The organism is Colwellia sp. MB02u-10 (assembly GCF_014077185.1).
Lineage (GTDB): Bacteria > Pseudomonadota > Gammaproteobacteria > Enterobacterales > Alteromonadaceae > Cognaticolwellia.
The window spans coordinates 107,378-123,336 of the sequence record NZ_JACGVK010000118.1; the positions used below are offsets into that span (position 1 = coordinate 107,378).

Sequence of the window (15,959 nt, forward strand, 5' to 3'; positions counted from 1 at the left end):
CATTCTCATGGAAAATATTTACTATCTACTTTTTATCGGCTTACTCTTTTGGTATTTTGTATATTTACGAAAAGTATCTGAGTATGCTCGCTCCCATGTTGATAAATATTGTAAACATGAAAAGTTGCAATTTATAGCGATAGCGCGTTTATCGAGTCGATTTAGGTTCTCTAAACGTTTAGGACCACATTGGTTAAGTCATTTTGATTTTGAATTTAGTGGTGACGGTGAATCTACATACCATGGCACAATGATATTACGCGGTTACAAACTTGACAATATCGACACGCCCCCTTACCGAGTTAACTGACACAACGCTAAATAAACGCCTAAAGGAAAGCGACCTTAAGTCGCTTTTTTTGATTTAACTGATGATCCTTTAACACATCATCCACAAAGGATCTGTTCACTCCATGAATAACCTACGCGTCCTGCAAGGTATCCATATTAACCTAAATTAAATAACCCAATACTCTCTGATTAACGCTATAAATACAATGCTATTTTTGCGCTGTACTGAATCGCTTCCCTCGTACTGTGTCTGCTTGACAGTATAGAGTCTAATTTATACCAATCTCACTAATTATCTGACCATTTTTACTGGTTAAAACAACCAACTACTGCGTTATTTATTTAATAATTAGAACAACTAGTTATTAAAATAAATGCCTTATATTTGGCCATTTTCCCTATGTATAAAGTAGACCACCTAATTAATGAAATTGGTATTAATTGATATTTTAAAACAGGTAGATAAAGTTTTATTTTTGTTAGTTTGATCAATGACTATAAATGCACAAACAAATATCTCAGATAAACTGACTTCGCAGGAAAAATTGGTTACCCTTAATGACTCTCATTGAGTTTTATTTTAGTAATTTTCAAGTTAGCGTATACCGCCATATAGCTAACTTATTTTTGGAGGTCTTTTGCAACTTATCAAGTCGCTATTTTGCTGGCACGGTTTTGATAACCGACAACGTTTTATCTTTATTAGTCTTACATGTTTTCTTGCTTTTATCATACTAAATGAAAGCTTAAGTGATTATAAATTAATCGCTATTTTTATACTGTTATTATGTTCATCAACATACTTAGCGGCTACTCGGCGTCGACTCAATGATGCGCATCTACATAACACTTGGATTCTAGCGCCTGCGGGTAGTTTTTTGGTGACAGGTTTTTTTATTGTTTTTACTGGCTACAACAGCAGCTATTGGTTGCTATTAATACCTTTACTTATGATGGTAGTACTTTTAACTTACCCAAGCAAAAGTCAAAGGCGCTATATACTTGGTTATAATGGTCCAGTTAATTTGTCTGATTTTCAACAACTAAAAAAAACTAATTCCCGCAACAGCCAACGTATTGAGCCTACTATGGATAGTGTCAATATAAGTCAATCTTCAATTAATAAAAATGATTATTCACCACTTGCAGATAACAGTAAAAATACCTCTTCAACCACCCATGCCAATCACTTCAGTGATAGTTCGCAAGATAAAATCGAACTTGCTGAGTCAATTCGCTTAGCGCTTTTTAGCAAGAAAAACAGCCAACTCATTATAGCCTTGATTAGCTTTTTATTAGTAATAGCATTCATTATATCAATGCTATTTACTCAGCCAACGCCGGCTGATAATCCTGTGGAACACACAAGTGAAATTCAAAAAACAGCAAAAGAATTTCAACATCAAATAACATTACCAGACAACTTCTCTATCATGATCGCTGCCAATAACGCTATTGTTATCCAGTGGCAAGCTAGTGTTGAAAATAACCTTAACGTTTGGGCCCTAGGCACTGCTGAAGGTGATAAAAGTTGCAAAAGCATCGAGTTTACGAAAGAAGAAGTGATTAGAACCTATAGTGTCAGCACAACAGATAACAAGTATTATGCCTATTTTTCGCCATTAGACACCAAAGCGTTAATTGAAAATATCGCTTTTAAAAACAAATTTTCACTCTGCGGCTACAATTTCTCATTAAAAGGCAGTCAAGCTAAGTTAGGGAAATCAGCTTTTTATGCCAATTTAATTGAATATTGATTTAGCCTGATAAATAAAAATAAAACAGCTTTAAATTCATTTATGATTGAATTTAAAGCGTATTTAATAACCTTATTTAAAATAAGCTGTGAAAATATCTCTTGTCAGATCATTAATTTCAACGTAATTAAGGCATATTTATTTAAGATTTAGATAGTAATTTCAGTGCATTGGTACACAAGGTCAATTATTTACTTTCTTGCCTGAGCACTAATCTATTTAATTTATTAAATGATTATCTGATTGCTAGCTCTGATTGTTGACAAGCCATATTAAGCTAATAATAGTGAAAAATTTTAATAAAAAACCGCTAATAATATGAGTAAACAGTAGATATTAGATGACTTTAAGACAATATTTTTTAGTCATATTGGCTTAAAATTAGACTAGCATTAGTACGTTGAGTGAATTTTAGACAAAAAAAAGCGGTTCAATGAACCGCATTTCTAAAACTAGCTTATATGCATCCTGCATAAATATATAATGTTCCCTCTTCATCCATAAAGAGCTGTCCTTAGCCTTTCCTAGCAAACCTTTTGCTGTCCATATTGTCCTTAATAATAACCATCCTAGTTACATCATTTGTCTATATTCATCTTCCTGATGATTATTCCGTGACAATTATTCATCCCATCCTTGCGAGACATCCTATCTCTTTGCTAATCTAAGCATCCAATTGGTAAGCCATTACCGTTATTCGTAATCCCTTTGTCTTCCTGACAGGTATAATAGTAGACTAAATGCTAACTTTTTAAAGTAGGTGATTTAAAAAAACATCAAACAATCAATCTCCGCAGATAAAAATAAAAAATAGGCATATAAAAACAATTACTTAAAATACACTCAAAGATTTATATGTATATCAAAAGTATTATATCTTACAGTAATGTGAGACATGTCTTACATTGAATTGGCATATTCAGGTGTACGAAAAACAAACTACTGGTATTGTAGTCCTTGCACTTTAAGATGCAGACTTGTGCAAGCGAGAAAGGGTTCGCTACCAGACAGAGTTTAAGGCAGCTCAGTAAAGGGTAAAAGTAGCGCGAAGTCGGTTACAGCAAAAAATCCTTGTTCTCAGCAACTGCGTGTGCAGAGCCTGAGTAACTCAATCTATGTGAGAACGCCTATATTGGGTTGTCTATATAAGAACGTTTCTATAAAAGCCTCTGTGTAAAAGTATCACCAAAATCGATAACACCGAAGGTGGCGCTTTCTTGGCTTGCTCGTTGGGAGTTAAGTCAGAAGTGATACGGGTCTATAACAAAAAACCTACTAGAAATGTTATGAGAAAATCTTTCAGTTGGTTAAATGCTAATGTCGATATAACATCACAGCCAATAACTAAATGCTAGTCGCCCATAATCAATGAAAACCATAGTCCTTGTAACAAGTTGATTATTTAGCTAGCTAAAGTAAAGCTTTTGGTTGTATCACTTTACTTATACAAGATTGACAGTTAGATGATTAAGCATTAATTTTCCGCTGCTTCTCGATAATAAACCATCAAAGAACCAGAGACATTACCGACAGCAACTTCTTTAATGAACTGATAGTTTACGTCTTTAAAAAATGCTTTATATTTTTTACTGGTAGCGTAAACGGCAACACCTTCACTGTCTTTATGCTCTGCTAAAATGGTATTTACCGCTGCCATTAGATAATGACCAAAGCCATGGTGTTGATGTAATGGGTGTATAGCAATAAAAGACAACATGTGAAATTTTTTCAACGGTACTGTCGCTAAAACAATTTTTTCTTTTTCAATCATTTGTTTGGTACTAAAATAACCTGCACCAAGCAACATTTTCAAACGCCAATGCCAAAATCGCTCAGATGACACACCTTCTTCAGGGTTATTTAAGCAGGCAACGCCCACCATGGTTTCACCTAAATACAAACCGATCATTGGCTGCTTTGCTTGCCAAAAAACATTCAGTTCTTCGCGTATCGCTGCCCGTAAACGTTGTTCATAATCGCTTTTATCCGCAGAGAATATTTCAAGAAACACAGGATCGTCATGATACGCTTGGTATAATAATGATGCGGCTAATTTTAAATCTTCAGCCGAAAGATATGCAGCTTTTATATCGACATTGGTTTTTTCAATGACTTCTGGTGACATCTAGAGTCCCTCATAAATAGTACGATTTTTATTGTTTTTTTATCTCTTAACCATATCAGGATATTAGAAATCAGGTCAAACTTTATTACTAGAGATAAGCGATAAGCCGTGCTACTTTCGCTAATAGTCGCTTTATTACTACGAAATAACATAACCTTGTCAGTTTAATTAATTTTTTAATATTGTCCGAATTTAACTACACAATAGCGGTAAACTAAGGCCAATAATGCGCCAAACAACAACCAACTGCTGCCTCCTGAGTGTTCATCGTAGTATTCAACCGCTATATACTCAGGATCATAGTCGCTACTTTCTAATGGCAGTGCATAAAGCGCATTAGTATTACTTGCACTGTAAGTCGCCACCACAGCACTAAAACCCACTTCATATAAGTCAATTAACACATCATAATGATCTGCTACATAACCTGAATCTAACTGAGTAATCACTTCAAATTCATCTTCACTATCTTCGCCAGTAATAACAAAGTCATCACTAGAATAGTACAAAACCCAAGGTCCACCATTTCGACTCAGGTATAAATCAGCATAAACAACAGCTTGCTCATTAGCCATTGACGATAGTATATCGGCATCAAATGTTACGCTAAAGCGCTGATAATAGCCGTCTTCATCAATATCCAGAATAAGTTCACTGTAACCGCTGTAAATTGAAAAGCTATGATACGAACCGGCGTCATATTCAACATCTTGACTTAGCGCTGAGGTGCGTAAAAGTGCTGTCTTTTTTTGCTGGCGGGCATAGCTTACCTCAGGTCGACTCATGCCTTTAAATGCTAAGGTTCTCTGGGAAATCTTAATCTGCTCTTCAGGTGTAGGGTTACTTTTTAGATTAGTTTTTTCACGCTCGACGACATTATTTTTTAATCCGCTAATAGAGCGACTTGCCTGTTCATCTTGTAGCTGTGTTTGTGCAAAAGACACTTGGCTGACCAACAACAATATTGCCGTTAACTTGATTGTAGATTTCTGATTAAACAGTTTATAAAAAATTTTATTAAACATAATGATAGCCTCGATAAAGTATGGCTGTCATTTAACCTGAGTTATTCTGAACCCTAGCTGAACACGGTTTTTTGACTTTTAAATACTACCGTCATTAAACACCATGATATGCAGCTTGATAAAACAGTGAGCTTATATTCAGAAAGCATTCAGTTTAGTTATTTTAAAATAAACCCTACTTGGATTCTATCCATCATTATTTTACACTGTTTGACAATCGCGTTTTGATCAAGTCGTTTTAATAAGGTTTCACAATGAAAAAACAATTATTTATGTTAAGCGTAGTAACGTCATTAATAGCAGCACCCGTGTTTGCTAGTATTGAGGCTACACCTAATAGCTTAATGATTGTAAAAGCTAAATATGGTCAATCTAACAGTGCTAAATCACTTAGTCCTCAACAAGCGGCCCGTATTGTCCAAAATAAATTTGGCGGTAAAATATTAAAAGTTAATAACAATGGTTCTAAAAAAAATCCAAGCTACCGGGTAAAGTTACTTAAAAACAACGGTCATGTAATTTCAGTTAACGTTGACGCCCAATCAGGCCGTGTATCAGGAAACTAATTAATGCGAATTTTACTCATCGAAGACGATAAAAATCTACAACAGCATGTGAAAGATCATTTAATCACGGCAAAATATTGTGTCGATGTAGCGAGTGATGGTGAGCATGGCTTATTTCAAGGCCAAGAGTTTCCATACGATGCGGCTATTATTGATTTAGGCTTACCGAAACTTGACGGCGTGAGCCTTGTTAATTCTTTGCGCGAACAAGGTTTTAGCTTTCCTATATTAATACTCACGGCGCGTGGTAGTTGGCAAGATAAAGTCGCTGGATTAGAGGCTGGCGCTGATGATTATTTAACTAAACCTTTTCATATTGAAGAGCTATTAGCACGGTTAAATGCCTTAATTCGACGCAGTGCTGGTCAAGCAAGTCCGTTAATCGCAAATGGCCCCTTTGCGATTAACACCGCAAGTAGGCAAGTGAGCGTTAATCAACAGGTTATTTCGCTCAGTAGTTATGAATACAAATTATTTGAATACTTAATGCACCATTTAGGTGAAGTCAAATCAAAAACACAGCTCACTGAGCATATTTATGATCAAGACTTTGACTTGGACTCCAACGTGATAGAAGTTTTTATCCGCCGACTACGAAAGAAACTTGACCCTGAAAACCAATACCAATTTATTGAAACTTTACGTGGCCAAGGCTACTTATTAAAAGACTTAACGCACCTAACCTCTGGTTAATTAAACTAACATAGCATTGGGCTTTTATTTTACAAAAGGTAAATTTAGTTGTTAAATTCGCTAAAAAAGTCACTTAAATCATTAAAAACTAGAGTACTACTTAGTGCCTTATTAATGATTTTTATCTTATTGCCCATTGTTGGGTTAATTATCAGTAATGCCTATGAAAAACATATGCTTGCTAGTTTAAAAAATGAACTTTCTGCTTATTCCTACTCTATTTTAGCCATTATTGAAGTTGAAAATAACAGCTTGCTGATGCCTGAGCAGTTATTAGAAACGCAATTTAATGTTAGCCAGTCAGGTTTATATGCTGTGCTCACTAGTAGCTCAGCAACCATGCAAGAAAATACGGCGCATCAGCTACCCACTTCATCTGAAAAGCTTTGGAGTTCTCAGTCATTACTCTCGCCATGGCCGGCAGAAAACTTTCAACAACCTCACTTAGGAGAAAGTGCATTTTATCAAGCTCAGATAGCAGCGCAGCCACACTTTGTTTATAGCTTAAGTGTCAGTTATGGCAGTGAACAACAACCTTTGCCCATGACCCTACATATTATTAAGCAACAGAACGACTTAACTCAGATGATGGCCGAATTTCATCACCAATTAATGCTAGGGTTAGCCGGTTTAATGCTGGTACTTTTATTAATTCAATACCTTTGGTCGTTATGGACGTTAAAGCCGTTAAAAACCTTAAAAACAGAGCTTAGTGATGTCGAACAAGGCAAAAGTGAACGTCTTATGGGCACTTATCCAACCGAGCTACATCAAGTGACTGAGCAATTGAATTTATTATTAAATGCCGAACAAAAACAGCGCCAACGCTATCGTAATGCCTTATCAGATCTCGCTCATAGTTTAAAAACACCCCTGGCCGTTATGCAAACTCAAGCCACGCTATCGCCACTAACTCAAGAGCAGCTCAATATTATTAATACCATCATTGAATATCAGTTACGCAAGGCACAAAGCGCTGGCCAATCCTCCTGGTACTTGGGTACAGCGGTAGCACCAATAGCCAATAAATTAATCAAAAGTTTAGAAAAAATATATCGCGATAAATCCTTATTATTTGTGGTCAATATTACCGATGAATGCAACTTTAAAGGTGATGAAGCTGACCTATTAGAAATACTAGGTAACTTATTAGATAACGCCTGCAAAGCCGCTAAGCAAGAAGTACAACTTGAGATCAGTCACAGTACCAAAAACATGATGATCATTATTGAAGATGATGGTGCTGGCATCGCACCTAATTTAAGAGAAGAGATATTACAACGTGGTACTCGAGCCGACACTTATCAACATGGTCATGGCATTGGTTTGGCGATAGTGCGAGATTTAGTCAATAGTTACCAAGGTAGTATACTTATTGAGTCGTCAGCGCGACTAAAAGGTGCCAAGTTTACGCTTAATTTCCCACTATAAAATTTAACTCGCCAGATAAGCACTCGATTCAGCTAACGTTCAGTTTACAGCAGTTATATTACTAGCATAACTTAAAAAGTTACCTCAGCTGTTTTACACTAGCTAGTGCAAATAGGCCGCTTTTTAATCATACGTATTAAGGATTAGCAAGATGCAAAAAATTAACTTTAAAAACTCACTGATTTATTTAATGCTATTTTTATCAAGCGCCTTGGTGTTTTCAACCCTTGGTTTTGCCGCTAACAACACCAGTGTAACTTTCAATGAGTCAAACATTGAACCTAGCTTAACCGAGCAAGCTAATCACTTTACTGATGCTGAGTTAGCACAAATGCTAGCGCCCATCGCATTATATCCAGACGCATTGCTTAGTCACATTCTTATTGCCACAACCTATCCTATTGAAGTTGTTGACGCCGAACGATGGTTAAATAAAAATAGCCGGCTAAGTACTCAAGCACTTGCTGATGCCGCAGAAGACAAAGATTGGGATCCTAGCGTTAAAGCCCTACTACCTTTTCCAAACATACTTAAAAAATTAAGTGAAGATTTACATTGGATGACTAATTTAGGTGATGCTTTTTTACAAGATGAAGCACAGGTGCTTGCCAGTGTACAAAGATTGCGTCAACAAGCAGATCAAGCAGGTAACCTTGAAAATATGAGTAACGTCAAAGTTGTTCGAGAAAGCCAAACGATAGTCATAGAGTCAAGACAGCCTGATATTATTTATGTGCCTTATTACGATACTCGAGTCGTTTATGGCGATTGGCGCTGGTCACATTATCCACCCATTTTTTGGCAACACCCTGTGCACTATGCTTCGCATCATGGCGCCTATTATTGGCATAACCCTGTCCACCTGACTGTTGGACTATTCTTTGGTGCCATGCACTGGAGTAATCGTCATGTGGTTGTTAATCATCACAAGTCTCGTTATTACAAACACCATAGTAATAAAAAAGTGTCTACCAGTTATCAGAAAAAACGTTGGCAGCATAACCCTCGCCATAGAAAAGGCGTAGCGTATCGCACATCTAACATACAGAAGAAATATCGCAGTTACACTCCTAGTCTGCAAAAAAATAAGGTTTTGCGTACAAAACAAAAACCTTTTGTTAATAAAAATAAACACCGTACTGAACATACCGGTAATAAATATATCCACAGTAAAAATAAAAGCAAAAACCAAAGCCTGAAACATAAACTGCAGGTTAATCGAGCGGTAAAAATTAACAAAAATCCGCTTAAAAAAAACTCATTAACTCGACAAGAAGCCTATAAAAACAAGTCTTGGCAACAAGCTAAAGACAGTAAAAAATCTTATAACGATAAAATCGAAACAGCTAAGCCGCATCTAAATATAAATAGGCATGATGAGGTTAAAAAATATATAAAAAAAGACAGTTATAGGCAAAGTGATCAAGGCATCACTAATAGAGCCCGTACTGAGAAAAGTTATATTAAAGCTGTAACAACACCTAAAAAAACTTACCAAAACCGCCCAACTTCAGCAAGTGAAAAAAGCGTGCATAAACGCTCAAACGCCAAGGTAACTCGCAGCCAAAAAAACAGGGGTAGCAGAACACATCAAAACAGAGCAAAGCGGCATAACTAATTTACCCCAGCTTTTTATCCTAGCGGGTCGTTAATAACATAGTTAGTCGATGCTGAAAATGTTGTGTTGGTAAGACTAAAAAGGGCGATATCAATTGATATCACCCTTTTCTCATGCCTTTGAGATACTCATACCAGTTTCATTAATTAGGTGGTCTACTTTACACGCAGGAAAAATGGCCAAATATAAGGCATTTATTTTAATAACTAGTTGTTCTAATTATTAAATAAATAACGCGGCAGTGGATTGTTTTAACCAGTAAAAATGATCAGATAATGAGTGAGATTGGTATAAGCCCGATCAACACACCACTGATTATCACCCTTACTCTATAGCAGTTAATTCATCGTTAACAAAAACTAACTTTGTACACTCATCTTTCGTTGTTAAGCCATCTTTGTGCAAACGATGTGTACGAAAATAAACTACATTAACCGTTTTGCCGTCATCGAAATAAGTTTCATTAAAATCAGCTACACCCATTACACGAGAAACATCAGCAAACGTGGTGTTTAATTGTATACCGGCGATTTTCTTTCTATTTTGATATTCTCTATCGTCAAAGTCGCCAGAAATAGAGTGACCATCTTCGCCGCCAACGGCAATAACGCAACCGGTTAAGGTCAAGCTTAACGGCGCAATAACAATGAGTGCTAATAACGTTTGTTTCATTTTATTTTTCTCTTATCAAAAGTAATGGTTTAGATAAGGCTATTTGCAAATACCAAACCACTTTCATAACCAACTGATTATATTGAATATAAATAAAAAAACTAAAAACAAAGCAAGACAGCGTTAGTGTTTTTCGCTAAAATATTGTTTCTTTAACACCTGAGTTATGCGTTATGACTATATCTGATGAAATTTCCATCATCGCCAACAAGCTAGCCAATGAAGGTAAAGTGCCCAGTGTGGCACTGATTAAAAGTCAGCTGAATCAAGCAGTACCTTTGCCAAAAATAATTTCGGCTTTAAAAAACTGGCACCACGAGCCAAAATTTATACAGGCTCAACATCAAGAAATCACCACCAAAATCTCGACTGAAGCAAAACCTAACAACACAGAAATAAGCTTACTGATAGCAAATGCTTTAGCGCCACTGCAGCGAGATATAACTGAATTAAAGCAACAGCTAAAACAATTGTTAGGCCAGCAAAAAAATAGCTAACTTTATGCTTAGCACTGCCAAAAAAAAATTATAATGCTTGAGAAGTTTATCGCTTACTGAGCATTTTCAATACTGGTTGGCGGTATCCGTGGCGTAAGTTGCGACATAAATTCAGCCAGTGTCTCTGCTATTTTTTTATGTGGCTCACGGCCCACTTTTTCCACCCAAACTGAGCCGGTGTCATTGTCTAATGAAATGATATGGTCGTCATCATCAGTAAGCGCAAAAAATATCGTTAGCTTTTGTTTTAATTTTGTTTTCATTAAAATATGGCCAATAATATTTTCTTGTAGACGAGCAAAGTCTTTTTCGCTCCATGCAAATAACAATGACAAGTCTCCTTCTACGCAACTGGCATCTAGGCTGTCACTATAAATAGTGGTAAAATAGTCTTTAATGTCAGCATGAAGTTTGATTTCCAAGGCCGCTTCAACATTATCAAACATTAGCACTTGTGCCATTTTTATTGGCTGCCATAAAGAAAAAATTTCTTCATGCACATCTTGCTCACAAGGCGATGACCAGTCTTCATTTTTCTGGGTAATAGGTAAATGTTGAAACCTATCTTGGTATGCTTGTAAGTAATCTTGAGAGAATTGCCATACGAGTTCATTAAGAGAGTGATTTGATATTTTCATCTAACAGTTAATTCCTATAAAATAGAGAAAGATTTCAACCTTGTTACAATCAGAGAAGAAGCTACGCAAAAATGAGTACTTATACAAACGTAAAAGCGTTAAGCAAATTAACGCTTGGAAAGGTAACAAGCTATTGCAGCCAATATACCCCAGAATTACTACAAGCGGTACCTAGGAGCTTAAATAGAGACAGTTTAGGTTTAACAACAAACAACCTACCGTTTAAAGGTGAAGATGTTTGGTATGGCTATGAGTTGTCATGGTTAAATGACAAGGGTAAACCCGTTGTTGCGGTGGCTGAATTTAGTTTTCCATGTACCAGCCCAAACATTGTAGAGTCAAAGTCTTTTAAACTGTATTTAAACAGCTTTAATCAGACTAGATTCTCCTCGTGGCAAAGTGTAGAGTCTGCATTAATTAAGGACTTATCAGCTACCGCTGGCGCTAATGCAGAAGTAAAACTTTTTCCTGTCAATAACTGCCCTGCACTAGCTATAGCCCCTGATAGCGCATTGTGTATAGATGAATTAGACATTGAAGTGAGTCATTACCAACTTGCTCCTCAAATACTGAAAAATATCAACCCTACTCAAACGGATGTTGTGACTGAATATTTAGTTTGCCATTTATTAAAGTCAAATTGCTTAATCACTAATCAACCTGACTGGGCGAGTATTTATATTGAATACAGCGGTCAACAAATTTGTCATGAAACCTTATTAAAATATTTAATTTCTTTTCGCCAACATAATGAATTTCATGAACAATGTGTTGAGCGAATTTTTTGTGACCTCAAGCGTTTTTGTCAGATTGAACACCTAACAGTTTTTGCTCGATATACCCGCAGAGGCGGCTTAGACATTAATCCATTTCGCTCAACAAGCAAAACAAAAGCGCCTAAATTAAGAACACTACGACAATAAGCCAACACAATGTGTAGTTTTTAAGCAGTCAGTTATTAGATATACACTTATACTGGCTTTTTATATGGTTGTGTTTATTATTATCATATGACAATAAACTATTTCTATAGCCTTGATGTAAAAGCAATAGTTTCAAAACATATGTAGTGCTATTGTTTCCATTCAATGAGTATATTTTGGAGCGCTTTTTTATGGCTGAAAGTTTATGGGTGAAAGCTTTATCGCGAAAATAACGATTAGCCGTTTATAATCTTTATTTGATACCGCGATTCACTCTTGCCGCACTAGCAGCATTATTGAACAACTTGATAATAAATTGTCACTCGCTTGCAAAGACAATGACATATTGTTGAATAATAAATTAATCAACTTAAAATATATGCTAAAAAACCGCTAGTTTAGCAAAAAACCAACACCTTTTACCTTAACAAGTGTTATGGCCAAAGATGCTTTATTAGCGGTTATGGTGACAAAGAATTTGTTGAGTAATATCGATAAATCCACTGTGGTAAACAAGCTCAATGTATTACGTAAAAGGTTGACGAGTCTACCTTTTATTTTTATAAACCACCGAATTTCAACATGTTAACACTGCATAGTATCAAGCTAAAAAGACGGAAAACAGCCTTATTTACGGATAATAATCAGCACGAGGAAGTACCATTATGCATACCCAAATTAATCCTGTTGGCAAAATGAATTTACTGTCTCAAGCAGAAGTTGATCGTTTACAACAATCCGCCACCAGTGAACTCTATAATCTCTATCGTAATTGCTCGTTAGCTGTACTCAATGCCGGCAGTCATACCGATAATGCTGAAGATATATATCAACAATTTTTAGACTTTCAAATTAAAGTATTAAGGCGTGAGCGTGGTGTTAAATTAGCCTTAGATAATCCGCCCAAGCATGCTTTTGTCGACGGTGTTATTATCAAGGGTATTCAAGAGCACCTTTCGGCGGTGTTACGCGATATATTATTTATTGGTGATGGTTACAGCACTAAAGACGTCGACGGTGTGACTAATGTTATTTTTGATATGTTACGCAATGCCAACGCGATAATTCCTGACAGTTCACCTAATTTAATCACCTGCTGGGGTGGGCATTCGATTAATAGTACAGAGTATAAATATACTAAACAAGTAGGTTATCACCTGGGTTTGCGTGGTTTTAATATTTGTACGGGTTGTGGGCCTGGCGCGATGAAAGGCCCAATGAAAGGAGCAACCTTTGGTCATGCCAAGCAACGCAATGCAACTGGCCGCTATATAGGATTAACTGAGCCCAGTATTATTGCAGCGGAGCCACCAAACCCTATCGTTAATGAATTAGTCATTATGCCCGATATTGAAAAGCGCTTAGAAGCGTTTGTGCGTATGTCGCATGGTATTATTATATTTCCGGGTGGTGCAGGTACAGCAGAAGAGTTGCTTTATATTTTAGGTATTATGCTACATCCAAAAAACCAGTTACAAAAATTGCCTATTATTTTAACTGGGCCCATTGAAAGTGCGGAATATTTTCAGCAACTTGACACTTTTATTGCCAACACGCTGGGTGAATCGGCACAACAACTGTATAAAATTATTATTGATGACCCTGAACAAGTTGCAAAAACCTTTAAATTAAGTACAGAAGAAGTGGTCGCACATCGAAAATTGACCGGTGACTCTTATCATTTTAATTGGTCATTAGTGATTGAAACTGAATTTCAACAGCCGTTCGAGCCTGATCACAAAAACATGGCCTCATTAAATTTGCATTATGACCAGAGCATAGCGTCATTAGCCGCCAATTTACGTCGGGCTTTTTCTGGTATTGTTGCCGGTAATGTCAAAGCCAGTGGCATAAAAGCCATCCGAGAAAACGGGCCGTTTAAAATAAGTGGTGATAGTAAGATGATGGCATTAATGGATACACTATTGAATTCTTTCGTCAAACAACAAAGAATGAAACTACCTGGTAGTAAATACATTCCTTGTTATACAGTCATTGAAGGTTAAATTTTATGACGGTCCATTTGGTATTAATTGATGCTTTAAATTTAATCAGAAGAATTTATGCTGTGCAAGAACGGCCATTTTTGTTGAACAATGAATTGGCTGAAAATACCAAGCAACAAGTGTTATTTAATACCGCTAAAGCATGTGAACAAGCCTTACAAAATATTATTGAACAATTACAGCCTAGCCATGCGCTTGCGGTGTTTGACTCTCAAGCGCCATGTTGGCGTTATGCTATCTATCCTGACTATAAAAAAGGCCGTAAGAAAATGCCCGAGCATTTGGCTGACAAGTTAACTGATATTCAAGACCGCTTTATGGCACACCACGTTGACTCTTTAGTTTCAGAAGCTGACGAGGCTGATGATTTAATTGCAACCTTGGCAATAAAGGTTGCATTGCGTGGTCAAAATGTAACAGTGGTATCTACAGACAAATGTTTTTTATCACTACTCAATCCCAATATAAAGGTCTATGACTATTTTAATCGTCGTTATTTAGACGAAGAATATGTACTTAACAAGTTCACGGTAAAACCAGATAAGTTAATGGACTTATGGACTTTAACGGGTGATAACACGAATAAAATTCCTGGCGTAGCTGGCATAGGTCAAGTAACCGCAGCAAAATTATTAAATCAGTATGGCTCGATTAAAAGCATACTGGATGCTAAAGACTTAAAAAGTAGCATCAGTGAAAAGCTATTGCAGCATGATGAACAAATTACGTTAAGTCGCAAGCTACTGACATTAAAAATTGATATCCCTTTAGGGTTTAATTTAAAAGACATAAGACTACCCTTTTAAAATACACTTGCCAGCAATTAACAATCTGGTAACATTGATAGCTATTACTGTCATTTTCACTGTAGCCATTAAAAGCACTAAAACGTTCATTATAATTTTATTTAAAACTTGGCTTTTTATTTAGAGCTTAACCTTTTATTTACAGCTTAATAATGAGTAATAACGTTAACAATAACTAATGACTCAAAAATAATTTTGCTTCATCTGCATAATAATAAATAATGTTCAAAAAAGCTTTAAGGAATAAAAGTGAATAAAAAAATTATTGCTATCATATTAGTCGCATTAGCAGCATACGGTATATTTGTCACACTAGTGGTCAACTTTTACGATGACAGCCCTGCAAACATGCAATGGGAAGACCGAGAAGCTTACAATCAACAATTTATTGCTAAACTTGAATTGAAAAAATTTAATTTTAATAGTGCCATCGAACAGCTAGGTAGTCCTGATATTACCGAAGCAAAAATAGTCAACGAAAGCAGGTATCAAGTCAGCTTTTACCGTACCCAGCATGTAAAGTCTGACGGCATCACTACACAAGATGAGTGCACCGCATTATTGTTTACAAATGGTATTTTAACCGCTATTGGTAAAACAGCTTATCAGCAGTTTAAAGCGCTTTAACGCTGCACATCTCAGCAATATTTAACAACGGCTATACTTAACATAAAGGGATAAAATATTAGCTAGTCTGATAAGTCATCACTTTATAAATAATCTGATGGCTGTCATTCGTATCGCGTTTATCACTGAAAACAACACCTTTACTTTTAAATATCCAAACTAATACCAATTCCGATAATTTTGTGATCTAATATCCTTAACAAAGGATTACTACATATGACTCAAAATTTATCACAAATTATTGCCACTACGACTAATGGTAGACTACGGATCCGATTACTTGC

Annotated in this window: 15 protein-coding genes; 11 read left to right on the top strand and 4 right to left on the bottom strand. The window is 36.1% G+C overall.

Annotated features, from left to right (window positions below):
- Positions 1-7: 7 nt before the first annotated feature.
- The gene (locus H4J59_RS10260; protein ID WP_182239094.1) at positions 8-310 is read left to right on the top strand and encodes a DUF3301 domain-containing protein; all 303 of its coding nucleotides are present in this window, start codon (positions 8-10) and stop codon (positions 308-310) included.
- A 619-nt stretch (positions 311-929) separates the two neighbouring features.
- Positions 930-2,048: a hypothetical protein gene (locus H4J59_RS10265; protein WP_182239096.1), complete on the top strand. Its 1,119-nt coding sequence runs from the start codon at positions 930-932 to the stop codon at positions 2,046-2,048.
- 1,474 nt (positions 2,049-3,522) lie between these two features.
- Here H4J59_RS10265 and H4J59_RS10270 read toward each other — a convergent pair.
- Positions 3,523-4,173, bottom strand: a complete 651-nt coding sequence (locus H4J59_RS10270) for a GNAT family N-acetyltransferase (RefSeq protein ID WP_182239098.1) — start codon at positions 4,171-4,173, stop codon at positions 3,523-3,525.
- Positions 4,174-4,349: 176 nt separating this feature from the next.
- Complete coding sequence (locus H4J59_RS10275; protein ID WP_182239100.1) at positions 4,350-5,198, bottom strand: choice-of-anchor H family protein; 849 nt, start codon at positions 5,196-5,198, stop codon at positions 4,350-4,352.
- Between the two features lie 254 nt (positions 5,199-5,452).
- Here H4J59_RS10275 and H4J59_RS10280 point away from each other — a divergent pair, with 254 nt between their 5' ends.
- The 4 genes from H4J59_RS10280 to H4J59_RS10295 all read left to right on the top strand — a co-directional run bounded on the left by H4J59_RS10280 (position 5,453) and on the right by H4J59_RS10295 (position 9,506).
- Positions 5,453-5,764, top strand: a complete 312-nt coding sequence (locus H4J59_RS10280) for a PepSY domain-containing protein (RefSeq protein WP_182239102.1) — start codon at positions 5,453-5,455, stop codon at positions 5,762-5,764.
- Between the two features lie 3 nt (positions 5,765-5,767).
- Positions 5,768-6,457: a response regulator transcription factor gene (locus H4J59_RS10285; protein WP_182239104.1), complete on the top strand. Its 690-nt coding sequence runs from the start codon at positions 5,768-5,770 to the stop codon at positions 6,455-6,457.
- Positions 6,458-6,571: 114 nt separating this feature from the next.
- Positions 6,572-7,888 (top strand): ATP-binding protein, encoded by a 1,317-nt coding sequence (locus H4J59_RS10290; protein WP_182239106.1) that lies wholly within the window; start codon positions 6,572-6,574, stop codon positions 7,886-7,888.
- Positions 7,889-8,039: 151 nt separating this feature from the next.
- On the top strand, positions 8,040-9,506 hold the full coding sequence (locus tag H4J59_RS10295; protein ID WP_259369473.1) for a DUF3300 domain-containing protein: 1,467 nt from the start codon (positions 8,040-8,042) through the stop codon (positions 9,504-9,506).
- A gap of 324 nt (positions 9,507-9,830) precedes the next feature.
- Here the strand turns inward: H4J59_RS10295 and H4J59_RS10300 are convergent, their stop codons facing one another.
- Positions 9,831-10,178, bottom strand: a complete 348-nt coding sequence (locus tag H4J59_RS10300) for a DUF3192 domain-containing protein (protein WP_182188960.1) — start codon at positions 10,176-10,178, stop codon at positions 9,831-9,833.
- Positions 10,179-10,351: 173 nt separating this feature from the next.
- Here H4J59_RS10300 and H4J59_RS10305 point away from each other — a divergent pair, with 173 nt between their 5' ends.
- Entirely contained in the window at positions 10,352-10,675 is a 324-nt protein-coding gene (locus H4J59_RS10305) for a hypothetical protein (RefSeq protein WP_182239108.1), read from the top strand.
- A 53-nt stretch (positions 10,676-10,728) separates the two neighbouring features.
- Here the strand turns inward: H4J59_RS10305 and syd are convergent, their stop codons facing one another.
- Positions 10,729-11,313 carry a SecY-interacting protein gene (syd, locus tag H4J59_RS10310; RefSeq protein WP_182239110.1) on the bottom strand — a complete coding sequence of 195 codons (585 nt, stop codon included), beginning with the start codon at positions 11,311-11,313 and terminating at the stop codon, positions 10,729-10,731.
- 71 nt (positions 11,314-11,384) lie between these two features.
- Between syd and queF the strand changes: the two genes are divergently transcribed.
- From queF to H4J59_RS10330, 4 genes are all read left to right on the top strand, one after another.
- Complete coding sequence (gene queF, locus H4J59_RS10315) at positions 11,385-12,236, top strand: NADPH-dependent 7-cyano-7-deazaguanine reductase QueF (RefSeq protein ID WP_182239112.1); 852 nt, start codon at positions 11,385-11,387, stop codon at positions 12,234-12,236.
- 665 nt (positions 12,237-12,901) lie between these two features.
- On the top strand, positions 12,902-14,242 hold the full coding sequence (ppnN, locus tag H4J59_RS10320; RefSeq protein WP_182239114.1) for a nucleotide 5'-monophosphate nucleosidase PpnN: 1,341 nt from the start codon (positions 12,902-12,904) through the stop codon (positions 14,240-14,242).
- Between the two features lie 5 nt (positions 14,243-14,247).
- The gene (gene xni / locus H4J59_RS10325) at positions 14,248-15,048 is read left to right on the top strand and encodes a flap endonuclease Xni (protein ID WP_182239116.1); all 801 of its coding nucleotides are present in this window, start codon (positions 14,248-14,250) and stop codon (positions 15,046-15,048) included.
- Between the two features lie 249 nt (positions 15,049-15,297).
- Entirely contained in the window at positions 15,298-15,675 is a 378-nt protein-coding gene (locus tag H4J59_RS10330) for a DUF3192 domain-containing protein (RefSeq protein WP_182239118.1), read from the top strand.
- Positions 15,676-15,959: the final 284 nt, after the last annotated feature.

Coding starts and splice junctions, on each gene's coding strand:
- H4J59_RS10305 (WP_182239108.1), top strand. CDS start 10,352: ATGACTATATCTGATGAAATTTCCATCATCGCCAACAAGCTAGCCAAT.
- H4J59_RS10295 (WP_259369473.1), top strand. CDS start 8,040: ATGCAAAAAATTAACTTTAAAAACTCACTGATTTATTTAATGCTATTT.
- H4J59_RS10290 (WP_182239106.1), top strand. CDS start 6,572: ATGATTTTTATCTTATTGCCCATTGTTGGGTTAATTATCAGTAATGCC.
- ppnN (WP_182239114.1), top strand. CDS start 12,902: ATGCATACCCAAATTAATCCTGTTGGCAAAATGAATTTACTGTCTCAA.
- H4J59_RS10275 (WP_182239100.1), bottom strand. CDS start 5,198: ATGTTTAATAAAATTTTTTATAAACTGTTTAATCAGAAATCTACAATC.
- H4J59_RS10285 (WP_182239104.1), top strand. CDS start 5,768: ATGCGAATTTTACTCATCGAAGACGATAAAAATCTACAACAGCATGTG.
- H4J59_RS10300 (WP_182188960.1), bottom strand. CDS start 10,178: ATGAAACAAACGTTATTAGCACTCATTGTTATTGCGCCGTTAAGCTTG.
- H4J59_RS10280 (WP_182239102.1), top strand. CDS start 5,453: ATGAAAAAACAATTATTTATGTTAAGCGTAGTAACGTCATTAATAGCA.
- queF (WP_182239112.1), top strand. CDS start 11,385: ATGAGTACTTATACAAACGTAAAAGCGTTAAGCAAATTAACGCTTGGA.
- xni (WP_182239116.1), top strand. CDS start 14,248: ATGACGGTCCATTTGGTATTAATTGATGCTTTAAATTTAATCAGAAGA.
- H4J59_RS10270 (WP_182239098.1), bottom strand. CDS start 4,173: ATGTCACCAGAAGTCATTGAAAAAACCAATGTCGATATAAAAGCTGCA.
- H4J59_RS10260 (WP_182239094.1), top strand. CDS start 8: ATGGAAAATATTTACTATCTACTTTTTATCGGCTTACTCTTTTGGTAT.
- syd (WP_182239110.1), bottom strand. CDS start 11,313: ATGAAAATATCAAATCACTCTCTTAATGAACTCGTATGGCAATTCTCT.